Source organism: Devosia sp. BK, assembly GCF_032907385.1.
Taxonomy (GTDB): Bacteria; Pseudomonadota; Alphaproteobacteria; order Rhizobiales; family Devosiaceae; genus Devosia.
In genome coordinates this window covers 1-26,947 of record NZ_JAIMBX010000004.1, presented here as the reverse complement: position 1 = coordinate 26,947, position 26,947 = coordinate 1, and the positions used below count along the sequence as shown (strand labels likewise).

24 protein-coding genes and 1 pseudogene are annotated in these 26,947 nt (G+C 60.7%); 16 read left to right on the top strand and 9 right to left on the bottom strand.

Annotation, left to right across the window (positions count from 1 at the left end):
• Window position 1: 1 nt before the first annotated feature.
• Together DevBK_RS18895 and DevBK_RS18890 are read right to left on the bottom strand one after the other, a co-directional pair.
• Entirely contained in the window at window positions 2-1,009 is a 1,008-nt protein-coding gene (locus DevBK_RS18895) for an ABC transporter permease subunit (RefSeq protein ID WP_061911795.1), read from the bottom strand.
• 188 nt (window positions 1,010-1,197) lie between these two features.
• Window positions 1,198-2,793, bottom strand: coding sequence for an ABC transporter substrate-binding protein (locus tag DevBK_RS18890; protein WP_317186582.1), 1,596 nt, complete (start codon window positions 2,791-2,793; stop codon window positions 1,198-1,200).
• Between the two features lie 220 nt (window positions 2,794-3,013).
• Here DevBK_RS18890 and DevBK_RS18885 point away from each other — a divergent pair, with 220 nt between their 5' ends.
• From DevBK_RS18885 to DevBK_RS18870, 4 genes are all read left to right on the top strand, one after another.
• Window positions 3,014-3,406 carry a VOC family protein gene (locus DevBK_RS18885; RefSeq protein ID WP_317186581.1) on the top strand — a complete coding sequence of 131 codons (393 nt, stop codon included), beginning with the start codon at window positions 3,014-3,016 and terminating at the stop codon, window positions 3,404-3,406.
• A complete protein-coding gene (locus tag DevBK_RS18880; RefSeq protein ID WP_317186580.1) occupies window positions 3,379-3,939 on the top strand; it encodes a hypothetical protein in 561 nt (186 codons plus the stop codon). Before DevBK_RS18885 ends, DevBK_RS18880 begins: the two co-directional genes overlap by 28 nt.
• On the top strand, window positions 3,911-4,849 hold the full coding sequence (locus DevBK_RS18875) for an aldo/keto reductase (protein ID WP_317186579.1): 939 nt from the start codon (window positions 3,911-3,913) through the stop codon (window positions 4,847-4,849). Before DevBK_RS18880 ends, DevBK_RS18875 begins: the two co-directional genes overlap by 29 nt.
• Window positions 4,850-5,018: 169 nt before the next feature.
• On the top strand, window positions 5,019-6,290 hold the full coding sequence (locus tag DevBK_RS18870; RefSeq protein WP_317186578.1) for an ROK family transcriptional regulator: 1,272 nt from the start codon (window positions 5,019-5,021) through the stop codon (window positions 6,288-6,290).
• Between the two features lie 10 nt (window positions 6,291-6,300).
• On the opposite strand, the gene DevBK_RS18865 is transcribed toward DevBK_RS18870, so the two are convergent.
• A complete protein-coding gene (locus tag DevBK_RS18865; protein ID WP_082460748.1) occupies window positions 6,301-6,618 on the bottom strand; it encodes an HU family DNA-binding protein in 318 nt (105 codons plus the stop codon).
• A gap of 191 nt (window positions 6,619-6,809) precedes the next feature.
• Here DevBK_RS18865 and rirA point away from each other — a divergent pair, with 191 nt between their 5' ends.
• Window positions 6,810-7,301: an iron-responsive transcriptional regulator RirA gene (rirA, locus tag DevBK_RS18860; protein ID WP_082460750.1), complete on the top strand. Its 492-nt coding sequence runs from the start codon at window positions 6,810-6,812 to the stop codon at window positions 7,299-7,301.
• 281 nt (window positions 7,302-7,582) lie between these two features.
• Window positions 7,583-9,394, top strand: a complete 1,812-nt coding sequence (locus DevBK_RS18855) for an ABC-F family ATP-binding cassette domain-containing protein (RefSeq protein ID WP_317186577.1) — start codon at window positions 7,583-7,585, stop codon at window positions 9,392-9,394.
• Between the two features lie 213 nt (window positions 9,395-9,607).
• On the opposite strand, the gene DevBK_RS18850 is transcribed toward DevBK_RS18855, so the two are convergent.
• Complete coding sequence (locus DevBK_RS18850; RefSeq protein ID WP_317186576.1) at window positions 9,608-10,597, bottom strand: aldo/keto reductase; 990 nt, start codon at window positions 10,595-10,597, stop codon at window positions 9,608-9,610.
• 120 nt (window positions 10,598-10,717) lie between these two features.
• Here DevBK_RS18850 and DevBK_RS18845 point away from each other — a divergent pair, with 120 nt between their 5' ends.
• Window positions 10,718-11,725 (top strand): zinc-binding alcohol dehydrogenase family protein, encoded by a 1,008-nt coding sequence (locus DevBK_RS18845; protein ID WP_317186575.1) that lies wholly within the window; start codon window positions 10,718-10,720, stop codon window positions 11,723-11,725.
• 130 nt (window positions 11,726-11,855) lie between these two features.
• Here DevBK_RS18845 and DevBK_RS18840 read toward each other — a convergent pair whose 3' ends face one another.
• Entirely contained in the window at window positions 11,856-12,548 is a 693-nt protein-coding gene (locus tag DevBK_RS18840; protein WP_317186574.1) for a FadR/GntR family transcriptional regulator, read from the bottom strand.
• A 174-nt stretch (window positions 12,549-12,722) separates the two neighbouring features.
• Here DevBK_RS18840 and DevBK_RS18835 point away from each other — a divergent pair, with 174 nt between their 5' ends.
• The 6 genes from DevBK_RS18835 (at window position 12,723) to DevBK_RS18810 (ending at window position 19,634) form a co-directional block, all read left to right on the top strand.
• Entirely contained in the window at window positions 12,723-14,288 is a 1,566-nt protein-coding gene (locus tag DevBK_RS18835; protein WP_317186573.1) for a sugar ABC transporter ATP-binding protein, read from the top strand.
• On the top strand, window positions 14,285-15,280 hold the full coding sequence (locus DevBK_RS18830) for an ABC transporter permease (RefSeq protein WP_061911774.1): 996 nt from the start codon (window positions 14,285-14,287) through the stop codon (window positions 15,278-15,280). The genes DevBK_RS18835 and DevBK_RS18830 overlap by 4 nt, the downstream gene beginning before the upstream one ends.
• A 49-nt stretch (window positions 15,281-15,329) precedes the next feature.
• Complete coding sequence (locus tag DevBK_RS18825; RefSeq protein WP_062628949.1) at window positions 15,330-16,277, top strand: ABC transporter substrate-binding protein; 948 nt, start codon at window positions 15,330-15,332, stop codon at window positions 16,275-16,277.
• A 56-nt stretch (window positions 16,278-16,333) separates the two neighbouring features.
• Window positions 16,334-17,065: an SDR family oxidoreductase gene (locus DevBK_RS18820; protein ID WP_317186572.1), complete on the top strand. Its 732-nt coding sequence runs from the start codon at window positions 16,334-16,336 to the stop codon at window positions 17,063-17,065.
• 138 nt (window positions 17,066-17,203) lie between these two features.
• Entirely contained in the window at window positions 17,204-18,490 is a 1,287-nt protein-coding gene (locus tag DevBK_RS18815; protein WP_317186571.1) for an L-fuconate dehydratase, read from the top strand.
• A gap of 97 nt (window positions 18,491-18,587) precedes the next feature.
• Entirely contained in the window at window positions 18,588-19,634 is a 1,047-nt protein-coding gene (locus DevBK_RS18810; protein WP_317186570.1) for an HD domain-containing phosphohydrolase, read from the top strand.
• Here the strand turns inward: DevBK_RS18810 and DevBK_RS18805 are convergent.
• From DevBK_RS18805 to DevBK_RS18795, 3 genes are read right to left on the bottom strand one after another with little or no spacing between them, the layout of a single operon-like run.
• On the bottom strand, window positions 19,631-20,455 hold the full coding sequence (locus DevBK_RS18805) for an ABC transporter ATP-binding protein (protein ID WP_317186569.1): 825 nt from the start codon (window positions 20,453-20,455) through the stop codon (window positions 19,631-19,633). The genes DevBK_RS18810 and DevBK_RS18805 overlap by 4 nt on opposite strands.
• Complete coding sequence (locus DevBK_RS18800; RefSeq protein WP_317186568.1) at window positions 20,448-21,491, bottom strand: iron ABC transporter permease; 1,044 nt, start codon at window positions 21,489-21,491, stop codon at window positions 20,448-20,450. Before DevBK_RS18800 ends, DevBK_RS18805 begins: the two co-directional genes overlap by 8 nt.
• On the bottom strand, window positions 21,488-22,435 hold the full coding sequence (locus tag DevBK_RS18795; RefSeq protein WP_317186567.1) for an iron ABC transporter permease: 948 nt from the start codon (window positions 22,433-22,435) through the stop codon (window positions 21,488-21,490). The genes DevBK_RS18800 and DevBK_RS18795 overlap by 4 nt, the downstream gene beginning before the upstream one ends.
• A gap of 173 nt (window positions 22,436-22,608) precedes the next feature.
• On the opposite strand from DevBK_RS18795, the gene DevBK_RS18790 reads away from it, so the two are divergent.
• The gene (locus DevBK_RS18790) at window positions 22,609-23,523 is read left to right on the top strand and encodes an iron-siderophore ABC transporter substrate-binding protein (RefSeq protein ID WP_317186566.1); all 915 of its coding nucleotides are present in this window, start codon (window positions 22,609-22,611) and stop codon (window positions 23,521-23,523) included.
• Window positions 23,524-23,602: 79 nt separating this feature from the next.
• On the opposite strand, the pseudogene DevBK_RS18785 reads toward DevBK_RS18790, so the two are convergent.
• Window positions 23,603-23,917 (bottom strand): annotated as a pseudogene (locus DevBK_RS18785) (transglycosylase SLT domain-containing protein); the annotation flags it as partial.
• Window positions 23,918-24,485: 568 nt separating this feature from the next.
• On the opposite strand from DevBK_RS18785, the gene DevBK_RS18780 reads away from it, so the two are divergent.
• Both DevBK_RS18780 and DevBK_RS18775 read left to right on the top strand, forming a co-directional pair.
• Entirely contained in the window at window positions 24,486-24,920 is a 435-nt protein-coding gene (locus DevBK_RS18780) for a peptidylprolyl isomerase (RefSeq protein ID WP_317186565.1), read from the top strand.
• A gap of 128 nt (window positions 24,921-25,048) precedes the next feature.
• Window positions 25,049-26,503 carry an aldehyde dehydrogenase gene (locus DevBK_RS18775; protein ID WP_317186564.1) on the top strand — a complete coding sequence of 485 codons (1,455 nt, stop codon included), beginning with the start codon at window positions 25,049-25,051 and terminating at the stop codon, window positions 26,501-26,503.
• Window positions 26,504-26,947: the final 444 nt, after the last annotated feature.

Genomic DNA, 26,947 nt, shown 5'->3' with positions numbered 1-26,947 from the left:
GTTACTGCACCCGGATGCGCGGATTGATCAGCGCGTAGAGAAGGTCGACGATCAGGTTCACCGCCATGACGATGAGCGCGATGATCAGGAGGCCGGACTGCACGACGACATAGTCGCGTTTGGAAATGGAATCGATCATCCACTTGCCGATACCGGGCCAGGTGAAAATGGTTTCGGTCAGGATCGCGCCGCCGAGGAGCAGACCAACCTGAAGACCGATCGTCGTGACGACAGGGATCAGCGCGTTGCGCAGGGCATGTACGTTGACGACGCGATTGGGGGACATGCCCTTGGCCTTGGCCGTGCGGACATAATCCTCGCCGAGCACTTCGAGCATGGCCGAACGGGTCTGGCGCGCAATGACGGCGAGCGGAATGGTGCCAAGAACGATGGCGGGAAGGATCAGGTGCCGGAGGGCCGAAACGAAGGCGGGCCAATTGCCGTAGAGCAGCGTGTCGATCAGCATGAAGCCGGTGATCGGCCGCAGGAAGAAGGTTAGGGCGATACGGCCCGAAACCGGGGTCCAGCCGAGATAGCCGGAAAAGAAGATGATGAGGAGAAGGCCCCACCAGAAGATCGGCATGGAATAGCCGGTCAACGCCACGCCCATGGTGAACTGATCGAACCACGAGCCGCGCTTGACCGCTGCAAAGATGCCGGCGGGAATGCCGATGATGACGGCAAGGAACATGGCGGAAAGCGCCAGCTCGATCGTTGCCGGGAAGAGCGTCATGAATTCGGTCAGGACTGGGCGCTTGGTCGCGAGCGAAATCCCGAAATCGCCCTGCATCACGCTCCAGAGATAATTGAAATATTGCTGCCAGATCGGCAGGTTGTAGCCGAACTGCTCGCGCAGGATTTCGTAGCGCTCGGGCGTCACGCCATGTTGCCCCGCCATGGCGAGGATCGGATCGCCCGGAAGCACGCGGACAAAGGCGAAGGCGCAGATGGAAATGCCGATAATGGTCGGCACCAGGAGCGCAACGCGGCGCAGGATGTAGTTCAGCATGTTGGGCCTTGCCCTTGGGGTGCCAGCCCACCGCTGAGCGGCGAGCTGGCTTAGTCCCGTTTCCTGTTTCGGCTGATCCTTGAAGCGGCCGTTATCGGCCTGCCTGGCTCAGCTCTTGCTCTTAAAAGCGGAGCCCCGCTCCGGTTTTTAGCCGGATCGAGGCTCCTGTTTGCTTGCGGCGTTAAGCCTTACTCAGCAACGTCCACATACTTGAAGCTGTGGGTGCCGAGCGGGCTCAGCGTGTAGTTGAGAACGCGCTTGTTCATCGGCATGAAGACCTTGGAGTGCGCGATGGTCAGTGCGGGTTCCTCACCTTTGAAGACTTCCTGAGCGGTGGTGTAGAGCTTGATGCGCTCTTCCTGGTCGCTGGTGGTCTTGGCAGCCTGGATCGCAGCCTCGAAGTCGTCATTGCACCAGCTCGAATAGTTCGAGACGCCGATGGCCGAGCACGAGAAGAGGGTTGCGAAGAAGTTGTCCGGATCACCATTGTCGCCGGTCCAACCGATCATGAACGGACCCTTGCGGTCGGCCTGCTTGCCGCGCTCGCGATATTCGGTCCATTCATAGGTCACGATATTGGCGGTAACGCCAACCTTGGCCCAGTCGGACTGGATCAGTTCAGCCATACGCTGGCCGTTCGGGTTGTAGGGGCGCGAAACCGGGATTGCCCAGAGATCGGTGGTCAGGTTGGTGACGCCGGCAGCTTCCAGCATCTCCTTGGCCTTTTCCGGATCATAGACGTCGGCAGCGGTTGCCTCGTCGTAGGACCACATGGTGGGTGGGATCAGGTTCTTGGCGTCCTGGCCGGCACCCTGGTAGACAGCGTCGATGATGGCCTGCTTGTCGATGGCCATGGTCAGCGCCTTGCGGACGTCCGGATTGTCGAACGGCGCTTCAGTCGTGTTGTAGGCGAGGTAGCCGATATTGAGGCCTTCGCCTTCCTGAACGGTCAGCTTCTCGTCGGCCTGGAGCGTTTCGAGATCGGCGGGAGCCGGGTAGGGCATGATATCGCATTCACCGGCGAGCAGGCGCTGTGCGCGCACCGAAGCGTCGGTGGTGATAGCGAAGATCAGGTCGTCGATCGGCTGCTTGCCTTCCCAATAGTCGGGGAATGCAGCGTAGCGGATGACGGTGTCGAGCTGGTAGTCGACGAACTGGAAGGGACCGGTGCCGACAGGCTGGGTCGAGAAGGCAGCCAGATCACCCGAAGCTTCGAGCTGATCGGCATATTCCTTCGAAACGATGGCAGCGAAGTCCATCGCAAGGTTTGCCAGCATCGGCGCGTTCGGTTCGGTCAGCGTCAGCTTGACGGTGAGATCATCGACCGCTTCGATGGATTCGATGTACTTGGGCATGTCCATGCCCTGGAAATAGTCCCAGGTCATGCCTTCGAGATAGTTGAACCACGGGCTCTCTTCATCCATCTGGCGCATGAACGAGAAGACGACGTCGTCAGCGGTCAGGTCGCGGGTCGGGGTGAAGTAGGGCTGGGTGTGGAATTTCACGCCCGGACGGAGCTTGAAGGTGTAGACCTTGCCGTCTTCGGAGATTTCCCAGCTCTCGGCGAGGGCCGGAACGACTTCGGTCGTGCCTGGCTTGAAATCGACGAGGCGGTTATAGATCGTGTGCGAGGAAGCGTCGAAGTCGTTACCACCGGTCAGCGGTCCGGGGTCGAAGTGGGCCGGAGAGGCTTCCGAGCAATAAACCAGCTGCTTGGCCTGTGCGGCGCCGGCGGCAAGAGCCACCATTGCAGTCGCGGCCAGAAGGGTTTTCATCAATTTCATTATTGGTGTCTCCCGAAGATTATGCGCGCTCCGGCGTTCCCGTCCAGAGGCTTGGCGACACAAAAGCCTAGTTTTTTCGGATGCGCAATGGGGGAAGTTGACCATTTGGTCAATCGTGTGGCGGTCAAAAGCCTTTCCACAGGATTGGACGGAAGATTCGAAATCCGTTCGGCCCATGATGGCGCTTGACCGCGCCCTTGCCAAGATGATCGATTGCCTTATGACCCAGAAAATCGCGACACTGTCTCTGCTTGTGGCGGACTATGACGAAGCCATCGCCTTTTATTGCGAGAAGCTCGGCTTCACTCTTGTGGCCGATCAGGCTCTGGGGCCTGACAAGCGCTGGGTGCTCGTGGCGCCGGCTGGCGGAAGTGGAGCACAGCTTCTGCTCGCCAAGGCGGATGGAGCTGAACAAAGCGCAGCCATCGGTAATCAGGCGGGCGGCCGCGTCGCGCTCTTTCTTGAAACCGACGATTTCGCGCGCGACTTTGCGGCCATGAGCGAGAAGGGTGTCACCTTTCTCGAAGCGCCGCGCCACGAAGCCTATGGCTCGGTCGCCGTCTTTGAGGATCTTTACGGAAACAAATGGGATCTCATCGAGCCGCGGCGCTGATCGCGCTTCTCGCCCTTTCGACGCCTGCCTTGGCCGAAACGCCGGGCTGGGGCTTTTCGCCTCTGCCGGGCGAAGGCGATCGCGCCGCTATGGGTTGCGACCGCGATGCGACGCCGGCGCAATATACTTGTCTCGTCGTGCGCTGCGAAAATGACTTTTCGACCGGACTTTATATTCACACCAACCGCTTTGGTGGTGGGCCGGGCATGTGGACCATGACGCTCGATCGTGAAGACATGCGCTTTATGGCCGAAGCGTCCACGGGGCCCTATGGCGGCAAGATCACGGAAAACGCCGAAACCCTGCTCGATCGCCTGCGGAACGGCACCTTCGTTTATCTCCGGCATGGCGAGGATGAATACGCCCCTTTTGCCTTCATCAGCCTTGCCGGTTCGATGACCGCAATCAACGAAGCGCTTTATTGGTGCGCGCCGCGCGTGCCGCCCGTCGAACAAAATCCGGCCGCGAGCGTTGATTCCGACTTACCCGAAAAGGAGAAGCCCAATGAACCGTCGCCCACTCGGCCGCAGTGAACTTGTCATCGAACCGCTCGTCCTGGGCGGCAATGTCTTCGGCTGGACCGTCGACGAAACGCTCGGCTTTTCCATTCTCGATGCCTATGTCGATGAAGGCTTTACCGCCATCGATACCGCGGAAGGCTATCCCAACTGGGTGCCCGGCAACCCGCCCGGCATGAGCGAAACCATTATCGGCAAGTGGCTCAAGGCGCGCGGCAACCGCGAAAGCGTACATATTTTCACCAAGGTCAATTCCGGCCGCGACCCCAAGGGGCTTTCGGCTGAAGCCATCAAGACCGCTGTCGAAGCCTCGCTCAAGCGCCTCCAGACCGATTATATCGATCTCTATTTCAGCCATTGGCCCGCGGATCAGAACACCCACGAAGAAACACTCGCTGCCTATGATGTGCTGGTTCGTTCCGGCAAGGTGCGGGTCATCGGCGCCTCCAATTTTTCGCCCGAGGCGATGAAGGAAGCGCAGGACACATCCATCGTGAAATCCCTGCCACGCTATGAGGTGACCCAGCCTCTCTATAATCTCTATGACCGGTCCGAGTTCGAGGCTCTGCGTCCGTTCCTTCTCGAGAATGAGGTTGGAGCCATTACCTATTTCAGCCTCGCCGCAGGCTTCCTGACGGGCAAATATCGCTCGAAGGCCGATTTCAGCAAAAGCCCGCGCGGTGGCGGCGCCGAAAAGTATCTCAACGACAAGGGCTTCAAGATTCTTGAGGCGCTCGATGCCGTCAGCAAGGAACTTGATGCCGCGCCATCCGAAGTGGCACTCGCTTGGCTCATCGCGCAACCTGGCGTCAGCGCGCCGATCGCTTCGGCCACTTCGGTCGAGCAGGTCAAGAGCCTGTCGCGCGGTGTGCGTATCGAACTGAGCGAAGACGCCAACAAGCGCCTGACCGAGGCCGGTGCATAAATTTAGATAACAATCGATATAATACGAAAGGCGATTGCCGCTTGGCGTCGCCTTTCGGCTTTGACATTATGGATTTAAGCAAGGCTGGGGAATCGCCGGCCAGTATGTGCCCAGCCTGAAATCGGGGCGGATACCGCAATTTTCCTATGTCAAAAACGGATAGACCAGGGTGAATGACTCCGCGGCCCCCACGATCGATCTTTTTAATCTGGGATCGAGGGGCCTCCAACACCACGGCTTGAGACGCGCCAACGAGCGCGCCGTGCTCACTGTTGTCGGTTTTAATCCTGGTCTCTCCAATGCCGAAATTGCACGGATGTCGGGCCTTGCGCCACAGACCGTGTCCGCCATTCTCAACGATATCGAGGCGGTGGGCCTCATCGTGCGCGGCGAAGTGCTGCGCGGCCGGAGGGGTCAGCCAGCGACGCCCATTTTTCTACGTGCCGAAGGATCGTTCGGCATCGGTGTCGAACTAAGCTGGGGCCACGCCGATATCGTTGCGATCAATCTCCACGCCAAACCCCTCGCGCATCGGCATCTTTGTTACGAAGAACCAGACTTCGCCGCTCTACCGCGCAAAATAGCTGATGCGATCGCGGAGATGGTGCGCGATTGGCCCGCAGCACAGCGCGAGCGCTTGACCGATATCGGCATTGGCCTGCCTTCTACCATCGACGAAAACCGCGTTCCGGAAGACGATAATGTTCCTTCCGCCTTGCGTGTCGCCTTTGCGGCTGAACTCGAACAACTGACGGGTCTTCCGGTCATGCTGTTCAATGACGGCAATGCCGCCTGCTGGGCTGAACTCGTGGCGCGCCCGGCGCCGCGTCCGGAAACTTTCATCTACCTCCTCGTCTCGACATTTCTCGGTGCCGGGTTGATCGGCGAGGGGCGTCTTTGGCAGGGCCCGTCGGGATATTCGGCCGATCTCGGCGCCATGCTGGTGGCGCAGCCAGATGGCATTCCCATGCCCGCCAATGCCTTCGCCTCGGTCACGTCGCTGGTGGAGCGCGCGCAAGAGGCTGGTATTACCCTCAAGGCTGGCGACAATGCCGATTGGGATTGGGATGCGCTTGAGCCGGTGCTTAAAGCCTGGCTGCGCCAAAGCGCCAAGGTGCTGGCCCTTGTGATCTACAATGCCAATGCGGTGGTCGAAGGGCGTTTGGCCGTGATCGATACGATCTTGCCGCCTCAAATCACTGAGCGACTGTCGCGGATGGTGCTTGAAGAATTCGCACTGCTGCCGCAGCGGCGCAGCGTCGAAATCGTTCCTGGAACGATTGGCCGGCTGGCGCCCGCTCTCGGAGCAGCAGAGCTGCCGCTCTATCACCGCTACTTCTCGCGCAATCTCTTTGAGAAAAACCAGATTCGTAGCGATATGCCGCAGAAGAAAAGCAAGAAGCCCTATACCGGTGAAGAGCGTCGAAAAACCAAGCGCTGACGCTGTTTGGTTATTCAGCAGCCTTCAGCTTGGTCTTGCTCAATGTGTCGAGCCCGGTCCGCAGCTTGGCGCTTGGGGTAAAGATCACCGTGTGACGGGATGTGATCTTGTGCTCGGTGCCTGTGCGTGGATTGCGACCGACGCGCTCGGCGCGCGAACGGACTTCAAGCGTACCGAAGCCTGTGAGCTTGACCGTTTCGCCTGCTTTGAGCGCGTCCCCGATCAATTCGAACATCCGCTGCCCAATGGCAGTCACATCGGCTTTGGCTAGACCGGTCGTCTCGCACGCTGCGGTCGTAACAATGGCTCTGGTCACAGTGGCGGGCACGTCGAGGTCTCCTTAATTAACTTCATATTGCGAAGTTAAGATTCTGTCCAGACGCCTTTTAGGGCCTTTAAACCTGACGTGATCGTTCAGGATATGGTTGACTTATTTTAGAATGGTTTTAAATTGCGACCCCATGCCATGACGCTTCGAGGTCCTGGCCGGACCGCTGAAACGCGAAGGATCGACCACTCGTGAGACTGACCCGCCAATCCAACTATGCTATCCGCACTCTGGTCTATTGCGCGGTCAACGATCCTGATCTCAGCCGCGTTGCCGAGGTGGCGCGGGCCTATGGCATTTCCGAGTTGTTCCTGTTCAAGCTGATCAAGCCACTGGTCGAAAATGGCCTGCTGCAGACGGTGCGCGGCCGGCATGGTGGTATCAAGCTGGGCAAGCCTGCCGACCAAATCACGCTGCTCGAAACCATTCGCCTCACCGAAGAGAACTTCGCTCTTGCCGAATGTTTCGAGGAAGGGGCCGATTGCCCGCTGATTGGCGAATGCGATCTCAATGGCGCGCTGCGTGAAGCGCTTGGCGCATTCTTTGAGGTTCTGGCGGGCTATACGATTGCCGATCTGGCGGCCAAGAAGCGCTCGATCCGTGAGCGCCTGGGCCTCTCGACCACTGAAGCCGTCAATGCCAATGCGCAGGGCGACATCGTCAACGAAATTGCAGCGGCGTAAAATCTGACTGCCAAACTCAAATATGAGTTTGACAATCAAGTTTATCCATGGTTGATAGAGGCCATGGTGCAGCGGCCCCGTGGGGCCTGTGGGCTGCAGCGCCTAAATGACGACGGGGCTTGCTGCTGCCGTCTTCCCCGGGCCGATCAGGATCCTCAACGTCCTGATCGGCCTCTTTCATTTCACTGCCATCAAAGCGGGTCCCAGTTCGGGATAAGGACTGGCACATTGATCTGTGCCCGTGCCTATGCTCTACCCGCGGCACATTTTCGGATTATCGTATGGCCGCGCCCCCGCTTCTTTCTCTGCAGAATATTCAGCTCACCTTTGGCGGCACCCAGCTGCTCGAAGCCGCCGAACTCATCGTCTCGCCGGGCCAGCGCATTGCGCTTGTCGGCCGCAACGGGTCGGGCAAATCGACGCTCCTCAAGATCGCGGCGGGCATGGTGCAGCAGGACGGCGGCAAGCGCTTTGCCGAACCGAGCGCCACAATCCGCTATCTGCCGCAAGAACCCGACCTCTCGGAATTTGCAACGACGCTCGCCTATGTCGAAGCCGGCATGACTTCGGGCGACGATGAATATCGCGCGCAATACCTGCTTGAGGCCCTCGGCCTCAAGGGGACGGAAGATCCCAAGACCCTCTCGGGTGGCGAAGGACGCCGCGCCGCTCTAGCGCGCGTGCTTGCGCCGCAGCCGGACGTGCTCCTCCTCGACGAGCCGACCAACCATCTTGATCTGCCCGTCATCGAATGGCTGCAGCAGGAACTCGATTCCATGCGCTCGGCCATGGTCATCATCAGCCACGATCGTCGCTTCCTCACAGATCTTTCGCGCTCGACTGTCTGGCTCGACCGGGGCCTCACCCGCCGCATCGAAAAGGGCTTTGGCGCCTTCGAAGGCTGGCGTGACGAAGTGTTGGAGCAGGAAGAAAAAGACCGCCACAAGCTCGATCGCCAGATCGTGCGCGAAGAACACTGGCTGCGCTATGGCGTGACCGCCCGCCGCAAGCGCAATGTCGGTCGCCTCGAACGCCTTGCCGGCCTCCGCCAGGATCGCCGCGACCAGCGGCGCGTTACCGGCGCGGTCAATATGCAGGTCACCGAGGGGCGCACGTCTGGTGCACTCGTTGTCGAAGCCGAGAACATCTCGAAGACCTATGGTACGCGTACCATCGTCAATGACTTTTCGACCCGCGTGCTTCGTGGTGATCGCGTGGGACTCGTTGGGCCGAACGGCGCGGGCAAGACCACGCTGATCAAGATGCTCAATGGCCTTCTCGAGCCCGATAGCGGCACCATCAAGCTCGGCTCGGCCATTGAACTGGCTATGCTCGATCAGGGCCGCGCGCGCCTCGATCCCGAAACGCGCCTCAAGGACGCGCTGACCGGCGGCGGTAGCGATACGCTCAAAATCAACGGCGAGAACAAGCACGTCGTCGGCTATATGAAGGACTTTTTGTTCACTCCCGAACAGGCCAATACGCCCATCGGCAAACTCTCCGGCGGCGAACGCGCCCGCGTCGCCTTGGCGCGCGCCTTGGCCCTGCCATCAAACGTGTTGGTGCTCGACGAACCGACCAACGACCTTGACCTCGAAACCCTCGATCTCTTGGAAGAGATGGTGTCCGACTATGCCGGCACGGTCATCGTCGTCAGCCACGATCGTGATTTCCTCGACCGCGTTGCCACCTCGATCATCATGGCAGAAGGGAATGGCAACTGGCTGGAATATGCCGGTGGCTACTCCGACATGGTCGCCCAGCGCGGGGCTGGGGTCTCGGCTCGCGTCGTCGAAAAAGCAGCATCTGCCAAGAGCAAGGCGGGTAATCCCGCCGTCGCTTCGTCGTCCAAGCGCAAACTGAGTTTCAAGGAAAAGCATGCCCTCGAAACGCTGCCCAAGGACATTGCAAAGCTCGATGACCTAATGGTCATCATCAACCGCAAGCTTGCCCAGCCGAACTACTACACCCGTGATCCGCAGGGCTTTGCCAAGGATTCCGCCGCGCTGAGCGAAGCGGCGACCAAGAAGGCCAAGGCGGAAGAACAGTGGCTGGAACTGGAAATGCTGCGGGAAGAGATAGAGGGCTCCTGAGCCAACCCGTAGGGCAAATCGCTCCAGTGGAGCGATTTGAGGCGAAGGAGGCCATGAGAGCTATGCTCGAATGGCGGGCCGCTTCACCCCCTCCCATCCTCCCCCATCAAGGGGGAGGTGCCTATCGAGTGTGTGGCGCGATCTGGTCAAAGTCACCTCTACACCTCCGCCTTGATGGGGAGGCCAGGAGGGGGCGTCGGCAGTCAGTGAAGTTTAAGCGCGTACTGGCCCCTGACCAGCGCCCGTCGCCTCAACCGCCTTCGCGATCACCTCAAGATCCTCCGCGTCGAGCTCCAGGCTCGCCGCATCGATCCAGCCGTCGACCTGCGCAGGCGACCGCGCCCCGACGATTGTCGCCGTCAGCCCCGGCCAGGCATGGCACCAGGCCAGCGCCACGCTCGACACGCTCGTGCCGTGCTTTTCTGCGATTGTCTTCAATGCCTCGGCGAGTTTGAGGTTCGCCGTCAGTTTCTCGCCCTGAAATTCGGGGCTGTCCTTGCGCCAGTCATTGGCTGGCATGGCCGCGACACGCTCAGCCGTCATCGTACCGGTGAGAAGCCCCGCCTGCATAGGCGAATAGCAGATCACGCCCGTGCCATGCGCCGCGCACCACGGCAGGATTTTTGCCGCCGTATCGCGGCGGATCATCGAAAACGGTGGCTGCAATGTTTCGACATGGCCTATCGCTTCGGCCCGTGCCAACTGCGCCTCGTCGTGATTGGAAAGCCCGACATGGCGCACCTTGCCTTCCTTCTTCAGCTCCAGAAGCGTTGCCCAATAGTCTTCGAGCGGCACGTCGTCCGATGGCCAATGCATCTGATAAAGATCGATCACATCGACCTTGAGCCGCTTGAGCGAATTGTCCAGCTCCTGGCGCAGGTGATTGCGCTCGCCGATCCGGCGCGGGTTTTGCCCGTTCTCGTCGCGCACGATGCCGCCCTTGGTGAACACCAGCGGTCGCTGGTCGGCGGGAAGATCGGCAAGCGCTTCGCCGATGACGGCTTCCGAATGCCCATTGCCATAGACGGCGGCCGTATCGATCCAGTTGATGCCGCTGTCGATAGCGTGTCGAATGGCCGCCATGGAGTCAGCATCGTCCTGCGGCCCCCACATATTGCCGCCCATGGCCCAGGCGCCGATGCCAAGTTTGGTGATCTGCATTCCCGTTTGGCCAAAGGCTCGTGTCGGCAGATGCGTTTTCATCGCGTGTCCTCTCAAACTATCGGGCTTCGCGCCCTGTGTAGCCCGCGCGGGTCGCTATTGTCACCCGACATGTATGGCAGATATAAGCACTAACATGTTACGGTGATGAAAGGCCGGAAGATGCAAGCGCTGACTATCCTGCGTCCAAATGAGGCCACTCTCACCGACAAGCCAGACCCGCAGCCGGGGGTCGGGGAAGTCGCCATCGACATCGCTTTTGTCGGCTATTGCGGCTCGGACCTCACTTCCTATCGGGGCCTTAATCCGCTCGTGAGCTACCCTCGCGTACCCGGCCACGAAATCTCCGGCACCATTGCCGAATTAGGCGCTGGGGTGAAGGCCATGACCATCGGCACGCCTGTAACCGTGCTGCCCTATTTCAATTGCGGCACGTGCAGGGCCTGTCGTTCCGGCCGCCCCAATGCCTGCCCCAATAACCAGACCATGGGCGTGCAGCGCGAAGGCGCCATGACCTCGCGCATCGTCGTCCCCGCCGAAAAGGTGATCCCCGTCACCGGCCTTTCCCAGCGCGATCTGGCACTGGTCGAACCCTGCGCCGTCGGCTTCCACGCCGTGCACCGGGCCGAGCTTACGGCGGGCGAAACCGTCGTCGTCCTCGGCTGCGGCATGATTGGCCTTGGCGTTATTTTGGGCGCGTTGCGCCAAGGCGCAAAGGTGATCGCTGTCGATCTAAGCGACGCCAAGCTCGACGTCGCCAAGAAGCTTGGCGCCCACGAAGTCATCAATGCATCGGGTGACGTAAAGGCCCGCGTCGCGGAACTGACGGGAGAGGGGCCCGATGTCGTCGTCGAAGCCGTCGGCGCCGAAGCAACCTTCCTGCAGGCCGTCGATCTCATCGCGACGGCCGGCCGCGTCGTCTATATCGGCTACGCCAAGGCGCCTATCGCCTATGACACGAAGTATTTCATCACCAAGGAACTCGACATCCGCGGCTCCCGCAATGCGCTGCGGTCCGATTTCGATGATGTCATCGACGAATTGCGCAAGCGGCCCGAGGCAGGGGATCTCATTGTTACGCGAACTGCCACATTGGCCGAAGCGCCGGAAGCGCTGGCGACCTGGCATGAGCGGCCGGGGGATTTTACCAAGATTTTGGTACGGTTTTAACGCTGCACTTATCATCTGCTCGAATGTCACCCGGGCTTCAGGCCGGGGCCCATCCTGAGATCTCAAGATGGATCCCGGCCTACGCCGGGATGACAGCAAGCGGGTTGGATGGCAGCCTAGGACGAATAACTCAATCCCAAGCCTTCAACATCGCCGCCGTCACGAAATCCAGATGCGCCGCCATGGCGTCCCGCGCCGCTTCCGCATTGCCTGCAACGATCGCCCCGACGATCTTGCCGTGATCGTCCATGATGTGCTCACGCACTTCCGGCATTGCCGCGAGGTGTTCGTGAAAGCGGGTATCGACTTCCTCGGAGCGCGAGCTCCATAAAATGTCGAGCACTTCGCGCAGCATCGAATTGCCCGAGGCCTCGGCGATCGTCATGTGCAGCATGCGATCGCTCTCGGAGGACCAGCCGCCCTTGGCCGCTTCGGCCTGCATGGAGCGCATGGTTTCTCCCAGACGCAACGTGCCTTCCGGCGAAATTGTCTGGCTCGCCAAGGCTGCAGCCTCCGGCTCCAAGAGCCGCCTCACCTGCATGATCTCGATGGGCGAATGTCCTTCATCGGGCAGCGGTACGCCGCCGCGCGATTGATCGCGCACAAAGGCGCCGACACCGACCCGCACCTCGACAAATCCGGCAACCTCGAGCGCAATCAGCGCCTCGCGCACCGTCGGTCTCGACACTCCGAGGCTGACCGCCAGATCCCGCTCCGACGGCAATTGCTGCCCGCCATCGACCGCGCCGGCCAGGATCTGGTGGCGGATCTGGTCGGCGATCTGGATATAGAGTTTCCGGTTCGAAACGGCCTGAAGTTTCATAGTCCCCCCGGCGTCCGCTTTGCGCGGCTCATCCGCTGAAATCATTACCGCTGCCGCCAACATATGTCCACTGGTCTGACCACTTGACAGCCTGATCAATTTCGCCTTGATTGTCGCCATTGCCGGGCGGTTCGGGAGGAAACGCAACCGCTCAAGGCAATGGGAGGACGTCACATGGCTGCGCCAATCGCGCCGGCATCCGCTTCGGGTGCTGCGGTGCCGCTGGTCGAAATGACCGACATCGACAAGTCGTTTCCCGGCGTCCGTGCGCTGGCCAAGGCGCGTTTCGAACTGCTGCCTGGCGAAGTTCACGCCCTGATGGGAGAAAACGGCGCTGGCAAATCGACGCTGATGAAAATCCTGTCCGGCGTCTACACCCGCGATGCCGGCACCGTTCTGCTCAATGGCCAATCCGTGGACATCACTTCGCCTCGCCAGGCGCAGGATCTTGGCGTCGGCATCATCCATCAGGAACTGGCGCTGATGCGCGACCTGACGGCGGCGCAAAACATCTTCATCGGCCGCGAACCGCGCCGCTTTGGCATTCTGGACGAGCGCCAGCTCAATCGTGACGCGGCCGCCATCTTTGCCTCAATGAATCTCAAACTCGAGCCAACCGTGCGCGTCGAAACGCTCACCATTGCCAAGCAGCAGATGGTCGAGATCGCCAAGGCGCTGTCCTATCGCTCGCGCGTCCTCATCATGGATGAGCCGACCGCGGCGCTCAACGACGCCGAGATCGCCGAACTCTTTGCCATCATCAATCGCCTCAAGGCCGAGGGTGTGGGCATTGTTTACATCTCGCACAAGATGGACGAGATCAAACGCATCTCCGATCGCGTCACCATCATGCGCGATGGCGAATACGTCGGCACGGTCCCCGGCGCCGATACGCCGATCGAAACCATCATTTCGATGATGGTGGGCCGCACGCTGAGCAGCGATACCCTCGTCATTCCCAATACGGCCGACGCCCCCATCGCGCTCGAGGTGAAAAACCTCAATCGCGGCCGCGAAATCCGCGATGTCAGCTTTTCCGTCCGCAAGGGCGAAATACTCGGCTTTGCCGGGCTCATGGGCGCCGGGCGCACCGAAGTCGCCCGCGCCATTTTCGGAGCCGATCGGCGCGAAAGCGGCGATATCTGGGTTCATGGCAAACGCGTCGGCATCTCGTCACCCAAGGACGCGGTGGAAGCCGGCATCGGGTATCTCTCGGAAGACCGCAAGCATTTCGGCCTCGCGACCGGGCTTGATGTGCGGAACAATATCGCGCTCGCCAGCCTCCAGCGCTTCACCGGCCCCGCCGGCGTGCTCGATGAAGCCGGCATGCAGAAGGAAGCGGTGGGCTATATCCGCCAGCTCGCCATCAAGACTCCGAGCGATACCCAGGAAGCCCGGCTCCTCTCTGGCGGCAACCAGCAGAAGGTCGTCATCGCCAAGTGGCTGCTGCGCGATTGCGATATCCTGATCTTCGACGAACCGACGCGCGGCATCGATGTCGGCGCCAAGTCCGAGATTTACAAACTCCTCAACGCGCTTGCAGCCGAGGGTAAGGCGATCATCGTGATCTCCTCCGAGCTGCCTGAAGTCCTGCGCCTCTCGCATCGTATCGCCGTCATGTGCGAGGGCCGGCTCACCGGCATTCTGCCGGGTGGGGCGAGCCAGGAAGAAATCATGCGACTGGCCACCTTGCGCCAAAGCAGCGTCATTGAGAGCGCACCACAAAGGAAGACGGCATGACCGATACCGCAGCTCCCGCCGTCAAGACCGGCCCGCGCATTTCCGGTGCGTTTCATCGGCTCCTGGCTTTTTCCGGTCTCATCGCTCTGGTCGTCGCCTTTTCGCTCGCATCGCCCAACTTCATGCAGACCCAGAATATCCTCGCCATCCTACAGGCGACCTCGGTCAATGGCGTGCTGGCGATTGCGGCAACGCTGGTCATCATCACCGGCGGCATCGATCTTTCCGTTGGCACGCTGATGACCTTCTGCGCCGTCATTGCCGGCGTGATCCTCACCTATTGGGGATTGCCTCTTCCCGTCGGCATTGTCGGTGCCATCCTGGCGGGCACAGCATGCGGCCTCGTTTCCGGGACGATCATCGCCAAGATGAAAGTGCCGCCTTTCATCGCGACGCTTGGCATGATGCTGATCCTCAAAGGCCTGTCGCTGGTCATTTCCGGCACAAAGCCGATCTATTTCAACGACACGCCGGGCTTTAACCAGATCGCCCTGGGTTCGGCCGTCGGCAGCGTGTTCCCCGCCGTGCCGCTGCCCAATGGCGTGTTGGTGCTTTTCGCCGTCGCCCTTGTCGCTGCCTTCGTGCTCTCAAAGACCGCCCTTGGCCGCTACACGTTTGCCCTCGGTTCGAACGAAGAGGCTGTGCGTCTGTCAGGCGTCAATATCGATCGCTGGAAGATCGCGGTCTATGCCGTCACCGGCGCCATCTGCGGCGTCGCTGGCCTCCTGATCGCCAGCCGCCTCAACTCGGCGCAGCCTGCGCTCGGCCAAGGCTATGAGCTAGACGCCATCGCAGCCGTCGTCATCGGCGGCACCTCGCTTTCGGGCGGTCGCGGCACCGTGGTCGGCACCTTGATCGGGGCGCTCATCATCTCCGTGCTGGCCAATGGCCTGCGCATCCTATCCGTACCCCAGGAATGGCAGACGGTCGTCACCGGCACCATCATCATCCTGGCGGTCTACGCCGATATTCTCCGCCGCCGCGCTCTCTGAGACGGTGTCGGGAATGATAAAAGCTTCAAAAGCATGTGGGAGGAAAACCATGCTCAATCGCCGCACTCTTCTGGGGGCTTTCAGTGCCCTGGCCATGTTGGCCGCTGCTCACGGCCCCGCCGTGGCGCAGGAGAACTACGATATCGCGCTGATCTCGAAGGGCTTCCAGCATCAGTTCTGGCAGGCCGTGAAGGCCGGCGCCGATAAGGCCGCTGCCGAATTCGGCGTCACCGTGACCTTCGAAGGTCCGGAAACCGAAACCCAGGTCGATCGTCAGATGGACATGCTGGCCGCCGCCCTGTCGCGCAAGCCCAGTGCCATCGGCTTCGCCGCGCTCGACAGCCAGGCCGCCAGCCCGCTGCTGCAGCAGGCCAAAGATGCCGGCATTCCCGTCATCGCATTCGACTCCGGCGTCGATAGCGACATCCCGCTTACCACCGTCACCACCGACAACGTCGCCGCAGCCGCACTCGCTGCCGACAAGATGGCCGAACTCATCGGCGGCGAAGGCAAGGTTGCCGTTGTTGCTCACGACCAGACGAGCCGCACCGGCATCGACCGTGTCGATGGCTTCGTCAACCGCATCAAGGAAGCCTATCCCAAGATCGAAGTGGTCTCGGTTCAGTACGGTGGCGGCGACCAGCTGCAGTCGACCGAAATCACCAAATCGATCCTCCTCGCCAACCCAGACCTCAAGGGCATTTTCGGTGCCAATGAAGGTTCGGCGATCGGTGTCGTCAACGGCAAGACCGAGCTCAACAGCAATATCGTCGTCATCGGCTTCGACTCCGGCGCTGCCCAGAAGGGCTTTATCGAATCTGGCGCGATGGCCGGCGCCATCACCCAGAACCCGGTGGGCATCGGCTACGAAACCGTCAAGGCCGCCATCGGCGCGCTCAAGGGCGAAACCCTGCCCAAGATCATCGACTCGGGCTTCAACTGGTACGACAAGACCAACATGGCAGATCCGGCAATCGCTGCCGTGCTCTACGACTGATCTCTTTTCCCGGGCGGTGCTTTTGTGCCGCCCGGCTTCTCTATCGGGAATAAAATATGGCCGACCTCACTGGAAAGATCGTTCTCATCACTGCCGCCGCGCAGGGCATCGGCGAAGCTTCGGCTCGCGCTTTCGCCAAGGCCGGCGCCAAGGTGATCGCGACCGATATCAATGCCGAAAAGCTGAGAAGTCTCGACGGCATCGAGAACATCGCGACGCGCGTGCTCGACGTTCTTTCCAATGAGGCCGTCGCCAAGGCCGTCAGCGAAATCGGCCTTATCGACGTGCTCTTCAATTGCGCCGGTGTCGTCCACTCCGGCGCGCTACTTGAGATGAGCGACGGCGATCTCGATTTCGCACTTGATCTCAATGTCCGCGCGCAGATCCGCACGATCAAGGCGATCCTGCCGCAGATGCTTGAGCGGAAAGATGGCGCCATCATCAACATGGCGACGGTCGCCTCCTCGATCAAAGGCGTGCCCAACCGCGCGGCCTATACGATTTCCAAGGCCGCCGTCGTCGGCCTCACCAAATCCATCGCGGCCGATTACACCACCAGCAATATCCGCGTGAACGCCATCTGCCCCGGCACGGTCGATTCCCCCAGCCTTCACGAGCGCTGGACCGCCACCGGCGATTTCGAGGGCGCCAGGAAAGCCTTCATCGCCCGCCAACCCATTGGCCGCATCGCCCGCCCGGAAGAGGTCGCGGATCTGGCGGTGTATCTCGCTGGCGCGACTTATACGACGGGGCAAGTGCACATCATCGATGGTGGCTGGACGGCCTGACCCCTCATCCGGCGCTGCGCGCCACCTTCTCCCACAAGGGGAGAAGGGAGAACCGAGACCTAGATAGCCACGATGCCCCCCTCTCCCCTTGTGGAGAGGGTGCCCGAAGGGCGGGTGAGGGGTATCCCGGAGCAACAGATGAAGATCACCACCCTCACCACCCACGACCTCCGCTTCCCCACCTCGGCCTCGCTCGACGGTTCCGACGCGATGAACCCGGACCCCGATTACTCGGCCGCCTATGTCGTCCTCGGCACCGATGGCGATCTCGAAGGCCATGGGCTCACCTTCACGATTGGCCGCGGCAATGAAGTCGTCTGCGCCGCTATCGCTGCGCTCACCGATCGCGTCAGCAATCTTGATCTTGACTGGATCGAGGAAAATCCCGGCCGCTTCTGGCGCCATATGACCGGTGACAGCCAGTTGCGCTGGATCGGCCCCGACAAGGGCGCGATGCATCTGGCGACCGGCGCTGTCGTCAACGCGGTCTGGGATCTCCTCGCCAAGCGCGTCGGCAAACCTGTCTGGCTCTACGTCGCCGAAATGAGCCCCGAACAGCTCGTTTCCATCATCGATTTCCGCTACCTCACCGACGCCATCACGCCCGAAGAAGCCCTCGCCATCTTCAAAGCGGCCGAGCCCGGCAAGGCCGAACGCATCGCCACGCTGCGCGCCGAGGGCTATGCCTGCTACACGACCTCGGCCGGCTGGCTCGGCTATTCCAACGAAAAGCTGACGCGTCTCGCGACCGAAGCCGTCGCCGAAGGCTTTACCCATATCAAGATGAAGGTCGGCCGCGATCTCGCTGACGATATCCGGCGCCTCGAAATCGTCCGCTCCATCATGGGGCCCGATCGCTATCTGATGATCGACGCCAACCAGGTCTGGGAAGTCGATCAGGCCATCACCTGGGTCAACGAACTCAAGCGGTTTAATCCGTATTTCATCGAAGAGCCGACGAGCCCCGACGACATCGAAGGCCACCGAAAAATCCGCGAGGCCATCGCCCCGGTTAAAGTCGCCACCGGCGAAATGTGCCAGAACCGCATCCTCTTCAAACAGTTCATCACCCGCGATGCCATCGACGTGGTGCAGATCGATGCCTGCCGCATCGGCGGCCTCAACGAAGTTCTTTCCGTTCTGCTGATGGCCGCAAAATACAAAAAGGCCGTCTGGCCCCATGCCGGTGGTGTGGGACTCTGCGAATATGTCCAGCATCTTTCGATGATCGACTATCTGGTCGTTTCCGGCACCAAGGATGGGCGCGTGATCGAATATGTCGATCACCTCCACGAGCATTTCCTCGATCCCTGCGTGATCCAGCATGCCGCCTATATGCCGCCGGAGCGTCCGGGTTTCTCGATCGAGATGAAACCGTCTTCGATAACTGAGAACAAATTTATTGCTGCTGGAAAGTCCCAGTAAACCATGCCCCTGTTCGGTCGGTTTCTGCCGCAAATATTAAGCTCTGAATAAGGGGAGCTTCATAGGATCGGTCCGTTATTGCCGGGGGGCGTCTACCGTGCACGTGCTGATCGTTGATGATAGCCGATCGAGCCTTGCCTTATTGGGTTCGATCGTTCGGGAAGTGGCAGGGGACAATATCGACCTCTGCCTCAATCCGCTTGAGGCGCTGGATCGGTGCGACCTCTATCAATACGATATTGTTCTCGTCGATCACATCATGCCGGAAATGGACGGCATTGCCTTCACCCAGGCCCTGCGCGCCTGCACGCGGTATCGCACAGTGCCCATCATCATGGTCACCTCCGATATCGATAAGGCCATTCGCATCGAAGCAATCGGCGCTGGCGCAAATGACTTTTTGACCAAGCCTTTTGACGCGACCGAGTTGAAAGCCCGCGTCGGCAATCTCCTTGCGCTTCGCATGGCGCAGGTCGAGCTGGCCGATCAAGCAAAACACCTTGCGCGCGAAGTCGAAAAGGCGACGGCTCATCTCCTGGCTCGCGAGGAAGAAATCATCTGGCGTCTCGCCCGCGCCATCGAATATCGCGATGGCGATACCGGTGAGCACGTCTCGCGGGTTGCGACCATCTGCCAGATCATCGGCGAAGGCCTTGGCCTCACTGCAGACCAATGCCGGATGATCTATCTCGCAGCGCCTTTGCACGATGTCGGCAAAATCGCCATTGCCGACGCTATCCTCTCAAAACCAGGGAAACTGAGTCCCGAAGAACTCGCGCGTATGCGCGAACACGTCACGATCGGCGCGAATATTCTGGGCAATGGCGATTCCGAGTTGATCCAGACTGCCGAACTCATCGCGCTCCGCCATCATGAAAAGTGGGACGGCTCAGGCTATCCCGATGGTCTGTCGGGCGAAGCCATTCCGCTTGAAGCGCGCATCGTTGCCTTGGCGGACGTTTTCGACGCGCTTTGCTCCGAGCGTCCCTATAAGCGGGCCTGGTCCCTCGACGAAGCCTATGCCGAAATCGTCCGCTGCTCAGGCATGCATTTCGACCCTTGCTGCGTCGTCGCGTTTCAGAACCGTTGGTGCGAAATTCGCGATCTCATGACGCAGCCAGAGCCAATGGCCATTAGCGCCTAGGCGACTTCCCGCACGCTTTTCACTTTGGCGCGTCCGCGCGGGATGCAGATCGGCCGCCCGTGCACCGGGTCGGTCATGATTGCTGCGTCCACCTCGAAGACCTCGGCCAGAAGTTCCGGCATCATCAGCTCTTCCGGCTTGCCGAGTGCCCGCACCCGTCCTTCATGCACGAACACCAATTGGTCGGCATAGCGCGCGGCAAGGTTGAGATCGTGGAGGACGAGCACGATGGTTCGGCCATTTTCGCGATTGAGTTTGGCGACGAGGTCGAGGCAATCGAGTTGGTGCGCCATGTCGAGGTGATTGACCGGCTCATCGAGGCAGATGACGTCAGTTTCTTGCGCGAGCACCATCGCGATCCAGGCGCGTTGCAATTGCCCACCGGAAAGCGACCCAATCCGGCGATGCCGAAGATTGTCGACGCCCGTGCCTTCCATGGCGCGATTGACGGCCGCGCCATCCTTCTCGCTCCAGGGCTGCAACATGGCCTGGTGCGGATAGCGGCCGAGACGCACCAGTTCCTCGACGCTCATATCCGGCGGTGCCGAAGGACTTTGCGCCAGAAGCCCGATTTGCCGGGCAAGATCCTTGGCACCGAGCGAACCAATATCGACGCCATCGAGCAGAATTTGCCCGCGTTGGCCCAGATGCAGCCGGCGAATGGCGCGCAGCAATGTCGATTTCCCGCAGCCATTCGGACCGGCCAAAACCGTTACCTTGCCCGCCGGAATGGGTAGGCTCAGCGCGTCGAGCACGGTGTCGTGCCCATACATCAGCGTCAGGTCGCGCACTTCAATGCGGCTTGGGGCGAGCTCAGCCATTGGTCTTATCCTTGCGCATCAGAAGAAAGAGAAAATAGGGCGCGCCAACAATGGCGGTCACGGTTCCAGCCGGCACTTCGGTCGGCGCAAAGGCGACGCGCACCAGAAGATCGGCGCCCACCAACATCATCGCGCCCAGCATCATCGACGTGACAATACCGGCAAAACGCGCCCGCCCGACCAGCAACCGCGCCAGATGCGGCGCGATCAGTCCGATAAATCCGACCCCACCGACAAAGGCGACGGCGATGGCGGTGAGCAGCGCTGCAACCGCAAACACCGCCACGCGATAGACCGGCAGATTGAGCCCGATACTGCGCGAAGACACATCGTCGAGATCGGCCGGCGGCAATTCTCGCGCCAGAAGTCCGCCAATGACAACGACCGGCAGCAGCGCCCAAGCCATGATCTGGATTTCGCCCCAGCCGATGGCATTGACCGATCCAGCGAGCCAACGCGTTGCCTGTGCCGCCTGATAGATCGGCCCGATCAGCATGAAGATCGTCGTCAAGGCCTTGGCGACAGCCGCCACGGCAATGCCGAAGAGAATGAGGCGAATGGCCGAAGACGCCTGTCGTCCCGAGAGAATGAAAACGAGCGTGATTGCGGCCAGCGCGCCGATCGCCGCCGCGAGCGGCTGCCAGGCAACAGGCACGGTCAGTGCGTTTGATTCATTGGAATAGAGGGCCAAGAACAGCACGACACCGAGCGCTGCGCCATCGACCACGCCCAAGACGCCGGGCGATGCCAATTCATTGCGGGTAATGCGCTGGAGGAGATAGCCAGAAAAGGCAATCGCGGCCCCGGCAATGGCGGCCGCCATGACGCGCGGCATGCGCAATTGCAGCACGACGAGCCGCTCGGACCTTTCGCCGCCGCCGAAGATGACATGCACAACTTTATCGAGCGAAATCCAGGTGGAGCCAAATCCGATGCCAGCCAAGCCGAGCAGCACGAAAAGCGCGAAAACGATGAGCACGATTGCGCCAATCCCGAGGCCGCGTTGCGCGCTGGTTCTATCCATCACCAGGCTCATGCCGCCCTCCGCGCCAGAAGGACGAGCAGGACCACAGCGCCAACTACCGCCGTGATCGCACCGACCGGCGCCTCAACTGGAAAAATCACAAAGCGCGCTGCGACATCGGCGAGCGTCGTATAGACCGCCCCGAACAGGGCCGCCGCGGGAAGCTGGTGGATATGCCGAAGCCCCACAAGCCGCCGCGCCGCATGCGGCACGACGAGGCCGACAAAGGCCACCGGTCCAGCCATCGATACAGCCGCACCCGTCAGTAGCGCCACGGCCAGAAAGGCTAATCCACGCACAGCCGCCAGCGGTACGCCCAGTCCCGCGGCCGTCGAGTCATCCGCTTGGAGCGCATCGAGCGCCCGCGACAGACCAATCCCCAAAACGGCGCCAACCAGCACCACCGGCAATCCATTGTAAAAGAGACTGATCGGCCGATCGACAAAGGCGCCTGAAAGCCAGAATAGCAATTGCTGAAGCTGCGCCTCATTGCTTGTCAGGATCACTTCCACCAGCGCATGCGAAAGGCTTGCAAAGGTCACGCCCACCAGCACGATCTTGAGCGGCGACAAGCCGCCCGCGCTTGCCGCGACGCCAAAAACGATGATGCTGGTGATAAAGGCCCCAAACGCCGCAGCCAGCGACAGTCCAGCGAGCGACTGCACCCCGAAGACGACGCTTCCTACGACGACCGCCAGCGACGCACCTCCATTCAACCCCAGCGTATCGGGCGACGCGATGCGATTGCGCGACAGCGTCTGCACCATGACCCCCGCCATCCCGAGCGCTGCCCCGGTCAATGGCGCGATCAACGCGCGCGGCAGCCGCAATCCGGCGATGACGACGGCGGTCTCGGACCCATCATGGGCAAAGAGCGCACCAAAAACCTGGTCGAGCGAATAGATTTTGTAGCCCAATGTCAGGCTCATCAGCATGGAGAGGGCCAAAAGCCCCATCAGCCCCGCATAGACTGTCGCTTTCGAGGCCCCCAGTCGGGACCGCCTGTTCGGAAGCGCCATTGTGGAAGCCAAGCCTGCCTCGTAATGCTGATATTGACAGTCATATTGAATTCTGACTGTTTGCACCCATCCAATTTCTGATGCTTGATGTCAAGAATAGAAGGGCAGCCATGAAGTCTCTCTCCGCCATTCTCGCGCCACTGGCCCTGGTGGCTCTTTCCGGTGGCCCGATCGCCGCGCGCGAAATCACCCACTCGATGGGCGTGACGGATGTGCCGGATAATCCGCAGCGCATCGTTGTCCTGACCAATGAAGGCACCGAAGCCCTGCTCGCCGTCGGCATCAAGCCGGTTGGCGCCGTCAAATCCTGGCTCGGCGATCCGTGGTATGATCACATCGCGGCCGATATGACCGATGTCGTGGTTCTCGGCGAAGAGTCCGCCGTCAATCTCGAAGTACTGGTCTCTCTCGAGCCCGATCTGATCCTTGGAACCAAGCTGCGCCATGAGGCGATCTACGATCAGCTCTCAGCCATTGCCCCCACCGTGATCTCCGAACGTCTTCGCGGCGATTGGAAGGTCAATATGGCGCTCTACACCGACGCTGCCGGCAAGGGCGAAGAAGGCAAGGCCGCGCTCGCCAAGTTCGATGCGCGCGTCGCCGCGCTGCATGATGAGCTCGGCGCGTCACTCGACGAAAAAATTTCCATCGCCCGCTTCATGTCCGGCCAGACCCGCATCATGTTCAAGGATAGCTTTTCGGGCCTGATCCTGTCAGAACTCGGCTTCCAGCGCCCTGCAAGCCAGGACAAGGACGAGTTTGCCGAAGAGATCACCAAGGAGCGCATTCCCGAATTCGAAGGCGATCGTCTGATCACCTTCACCTATGAAACCGGCAATGGCGAAGGCGCGACCCAGGCGACCGATTGGACGGCCGACCCGCTCTGGCAGAACCTCGCCGTCGTCAAGGCCGGCAAGGTGCACGAGGTTTCGGACGCCGTCTGGAACACGGCCGGCGGCATTATCGCTGCCAATCTGCTGCTCGACGATATCGAAAAGATCTACGGCGTCCCCAGCACCCGCTGAGCCGGGTTACAAAAAGAAACGGCCCCCTGACGGGGGCCGAAATCTGGCTCTAAGCAATATGGCTGCGGCACCTTTAGCGGAGGCCTGCCTCTTCCAAGAGGCCCTGACGCTTGGCGTCGTAATAATAGCCACTGGCATAAAGCTGCATGGCGCGCGATTCATTGCCACCCGCAGTTACGTAGGCACCGGCCAGATACCGCACTGCAAAACGCAGATTGGTCTCGGCATCGAGAAGGCCGGCAGCTTCGCCACCAAATCCCATGCCGCGCGCCGTCGCGTGGCTGATCTGCATCAGGCCATAATAGGGGCCATTGCGGGCGCCGGCATTAAAACCGCTTTCCTTGGCGATGACACGACGGACGAGGGATTCCGGCACTTTATAGGCGCTCGCGTAATGGGCGATCATGCCGTCCATCGGACCACGCTCGCTTTCGGCAAAGCCAAGCAGCATGTTCGGCGCGGCGCGCGGAACGGCTGCAGCCTTGGGCATGTAGCCAGCCGGCGTATCGCCGGGCGAAGCGGGCGCCAGGGACGCGATGGCGGCAGTGGCAGATTTGTTGCCAGGCAGTGGCTTGATACCGGCCATGGAGCAGGCCGAAACAAGCACGGCTAGCGTAATCGTTCCTGCCAGGGGCAAGACGCGTGCCGTCATTGATCTGTCCTTTATTGTCTCTGTCATGCAGCTCCTAAGGCGTAATCGCGGCGTCTTGATGGCGAATAGATGATTCAGCGTCAAGCGAAGGTAAACGTGATCGAAGTCTCTGCTATCTGGCCTATCACGGTTTACATCTGCAGTTTGGCACCTACATTACCCGCTATCGCCGTCGTGCGCATCCGGTGCGTTCTTCGTCTTGAAGACGCGCTGCCAAAGCTTCGCGAGCTGCCCTTCGGCTATTCTCGCGAAGGCGTGCGGCAGACTCAAACGGGCCAAGAAAGCCCCAATCTCCCGAAAGGTTTGAGCCATGACCAAGGCCAAGACCGGCGACATCGTCTCCATCAATTATTCCGGCCGTCTCACCGACGGCACCCCGTTCGACTCCTCCGAGGGCCGCGCGCCGCTCGAGTTCAAGCTGGGGCAGGGCCAGGTCATCAAGGGCCTCGAAGCCCATGTCGCTGGCATGGAAGTAGGTGAGAAGAGCACTGTCACTATTCCGTGCGACGAGGCCTATGGCCAGCGTCGTGAAGAAGCGGTGCAGCAACTCGACCGCAGCAAGATTCCGTCCGGCATGGAATTGGCGGTCGGTAGCCAGCTTCAGGCGCGCACCTCCGATGGTGGCCTTTTGCCCATCGTCGTCGTTGGCCTCGACGAGCAGAGCGTCACGGTTGACGCTAATCATCCCCTTGCCGGCCAGGACCTCGTCTTCGACCTCGAGGTCGTCGACGTCAAAGCGGCCTGATCGCAAGCGTTCGGCCCTGTCTCCCCGCCCGGAGGCGGGGCCGCTTTATAGAGAGCGTCAATAAAGCCTCTTGACCGAACGCCTCGCGCTTTCTCTCTTGGCGCCATATTCGGCTTCGGGAGACCAAGATGACCGCGATCGGCCTACTCATCGACAACCAGAGCGCTGATGCCAGCAATGGCGCACGCTTTGACCGCCGCAATCCGATGACCGGCGAGGTCGTCACCAGTGCCGCCGCTGCCACGGTCGAAGACGCCATCCGCGCCGCCGATGCGGCAAAAGCGGCTTTCCCCGAATGGAGCCGCAGCGTCCCAGCCTACCGCCGCAAGATTCTGCTTGCCGCTGCCGATCGCCTCTCTGCTCGCGCCCCCGATTTCATCGCGGCCATGGCCGAAGAAACTGGCGCAACTTCTGGCTGGGCCGGTTTCAATGTCATGCTCGCTTCCGAAATCCTGCGCGAAGCCGCTGGCCTGACGACGCAAATCACCGGCGAGATCATCCCGGCCAATCGCCCGGGCTCGACCGCCTACGGTGTTCGACAGGCTGCTGGCGTCGTTCTCTCCATGGCGCCGTGGAATGCACCGGTCATTCTCGGCATCCGCGCGCTGGCGACGCCGCTCGCCTGCGGCAACACCGTGGTCTTCAAATCGAGCGAGATTTCGCCGCGCACCCATCGCCTCCTTGCCGAAGTGCTGATCAAAGCGGGGCTCCCCAAGGGCGTCCTCAACGTCATCTCGCATGCGGCCGATGACGCTCCCTCTATAGTAGAGGCGCTCATCGCCCATCCTGCCATCCGCCGCATCAACTTCACCGGCTCGACCAATGTCGGCCGCAAAATCGCGGAGCTGGCCGCGCGCAATCTCAAACCCGCGCTGCTCGAACTCGGTGGCAAGGCGCCCATGATCGTGCTCGACGATGCCGATCTCGACGACGCCGTCGCTGCTGCCGCGTTCGGCGCCTATATGAATCAGGGCCAGATCTGCATGTCGACCGAACGCATTGTTGTCGATGCCAAGGTCGCCGGTGATTTCGTCGCCAAGCTCGGCGCCAAGGCAAAAAGCCTCAAGGCCGGAGATCCGCGCGACAACAATACCCCGCTCGGCTGCCTCGTTGATCCGCAAGCCGCCACGCGCAATGGCGCGCTGATCGCCGACGCTGTGTCTAAAGGCGCGACCCTTGTTGCGGGTGGCGGGATAGAAGGCGCCATCATGGAAGCGACCGTCCTTGATGGCGTCACGAGCGACATGCGCATCTATCACGAGGAATCCTTCGGCCCCGTCGTCGCCGTCACACGGGTAGCGGACATTGAAGAGGCGGTGCAGGTCGCCAACGATACCGAATACGGTTTGGCGTCATCCGTCTTTGGTCGGGATGTGACCCGCGCCATGGCGATCGCGTCCCAAATCGAATCCGGCATCTGCCACATCAATGGCCCGACCGTGCATGACGAGGCGCAAATGCCATTTGGTGGCGTAAAGGCCTCTGGCTATGGTCGCTTCGGTGGCAAGGCTGGGATCGCCGAGTTCACCGATTTGCGCTGGATAACGGTGCAAAGCGCTGAACACATCCATTATCCGTTCTGAACATCACTGGAACCAAATAGGGCGCTGAACATTCACCGCTCGGTGAACAGAAGTGCGAAATCGGCGCTTAGCCCTTGTTTTCTAGGGCTTTCATCCGACATTTCCACAGCACACCCCCTCCCAAGGCGACAGAAATGTCATCGAGTTTGGAAAAGGGGGTTTACAGCCCCGAACGACCTCCCTATAACCCGCCTCACCGCTGCAGAGCGAGCCGCCAAACGGCGAAACGAACTGTAGCAAGCCACTGAAAAGAAAGAGCAATCTGACTTAGCGGTGGTTTCGAAATTCTCCTCGGTGAGTTCAAACGAACCGAAAAGAAAATCGAAAAAAGCGATTGACAGTGAAAAAGAACTTCACTAGAAACCGCGACGCTGACGACGCGAATGACTTTAGTTGTTCCCACTGATTAGCGCAATCTGACAGGGCAGGCTGGCTGCCGGGCAA

Excerpts from the sequence above, each read along its gene's own strand:
- DevBK_RS18885 (WP_317186581.1), top strand. The coding sequence starts at position 3,014 with ATGACCCAGAAAATCGCGACACTGTCTCTGCTTGTGGCGGACTATGAC.
- DevBK_RS18795 (WP_317186567.1), bottom strand. The coding sequence starts at position 22,435 with ATGGGGCTTTTGGCCCTCTCCATGCTGATGAGCCTGACATTGGGCTAC.
- DevBK_RS18815 (WP_317186571.1), top strand. The coding sequence starts at position 17,204 with ATGAAGATCACCACCCTCACCACCCACGACCTCCGCTTCCCCACCTCG.
- DevBK_RS18835 (WP_317186573.1), top strand. The coding sequence starts at position 12,723 with ATGGCTGCGCCAATCGCGCCGGCATCCGCTTCGGGTGCTGCGGTGCCG.
- DevBK_RS18845 (WP_317186575.1), top strand. The coding sequence starts at position 10,718 with ATGCAAGCGCTGACTATCCTGCGTCCAAATGAGGCCACTCTCACCGAC.
- DevBK_RS18855 (WP_317186577.1), top strand. The coding sequence starts at position 7,583 with ATGGCCGCGCCCCCGCTTCTTTCTCTGCAGAATATTCAGCTCACCTTT.
- DevBK_RS18820 (WP_317186572.1), top strand. The coding sequence starts at position 16,334 with ATGGCCGACCTCACTGGAAAGATCGTTCTCATCACTGCCGCCGCGCAG.
- DevBK_RS18850 (WP_317186576.1), bottom strand. The coding sequence starts at position 10,597 with ATGAAAACGCATCTGCCGACACGAGCCTTTGGCCAAACGGGAATGCAG.
- DevBK_RS18780 (WP_317186565.1), top strand. The coding sequence starts at position 24,486 with ATGACCAAGGCCAAGACCGGCGACATCGTCTCCATCAATTATTCCGGC.
- DevBK_RS18895 (WP_061911795.1), bottom strand. The coding sequence starts at position 1,009 with ATGCTGAACTACATCCTGCGCCGCGTTGCGCTCCTGGTGCCGACCATT.
- DevBK_RS18880 (WP_317186580.1), top strand. The coding sequence starts at position 3,379 with ATGGGATCTCATCGAGCCGCGGCGCTGATCGCGCTTCTCGCCCTTTCG.
- DevBK_RS18830 (WP_061911774.1), top strand. The coding sequence starts at position 14,285 with ATGACCGATACCGCAGCTCCCGCCGTCAAGACCGGCCCGCGCATTTCC.
- DevBK_RS18825 (WP_062628949.1), top strand. The coding sequence starts at position 15,330 with ATGCTCAATCGCCGCACTCTTCTGGGGGCTTTCAGTGCCCTGGCCATG.
- DevBK_RS18805 (WP_317186569.1), bottom strand. The coding sequence starts at position 20,455 with ATGGCTGAGCTCGCCCCAAGCCGCATTGAAGTGCGCGACCTGACGCTG.
- DevBK_RS18840 (WP_317186574.1), bottom strand. The coding sequence starts at position 12,548 with ATGAAACTTCAGGCCGTTTCGAACCGGAAACTCTATATCCAGATCGCC.
- DevBK_RS18875 (WP_317186579.1), top strand. The coding sequence starts at position 3,911 with ATGAACCGTCGCCCACTCGGCCGCAGTGAACTTGTCATCGAACCGCTC.
- DevBK_RS18775 (WP_317186564.1), top strand. The coding sequence starts at position 25,049 with ATGACCGCGATCGGCCTACTCATCGACAACCAGAGCGCTGATGCCAGC.
- DevBK_RS18800 (WP_317186568.1), bottom strand. The coding sequence starts at position 21,491 with ATGAGCCTGGTGATGGATAGAACCAGCGCGCAACGCGGCCTCGGGATT.
- DevBK_RS18890 (WP_317186582.1), bottom strand. The coding sequence starts at position 2,793 with ATGAAATTGATGAAAACCCTTCTGGCCGCGACTGCAATGGTGGCTCTT.
- DevBK_RS18790 (WP_317186566.1), top strand. The coding sequence starts at position 22,609 with ATGAAGTCTCTCTCCGCCATTCTCGCGCCACTGGCCCTGGTGGCTCTT.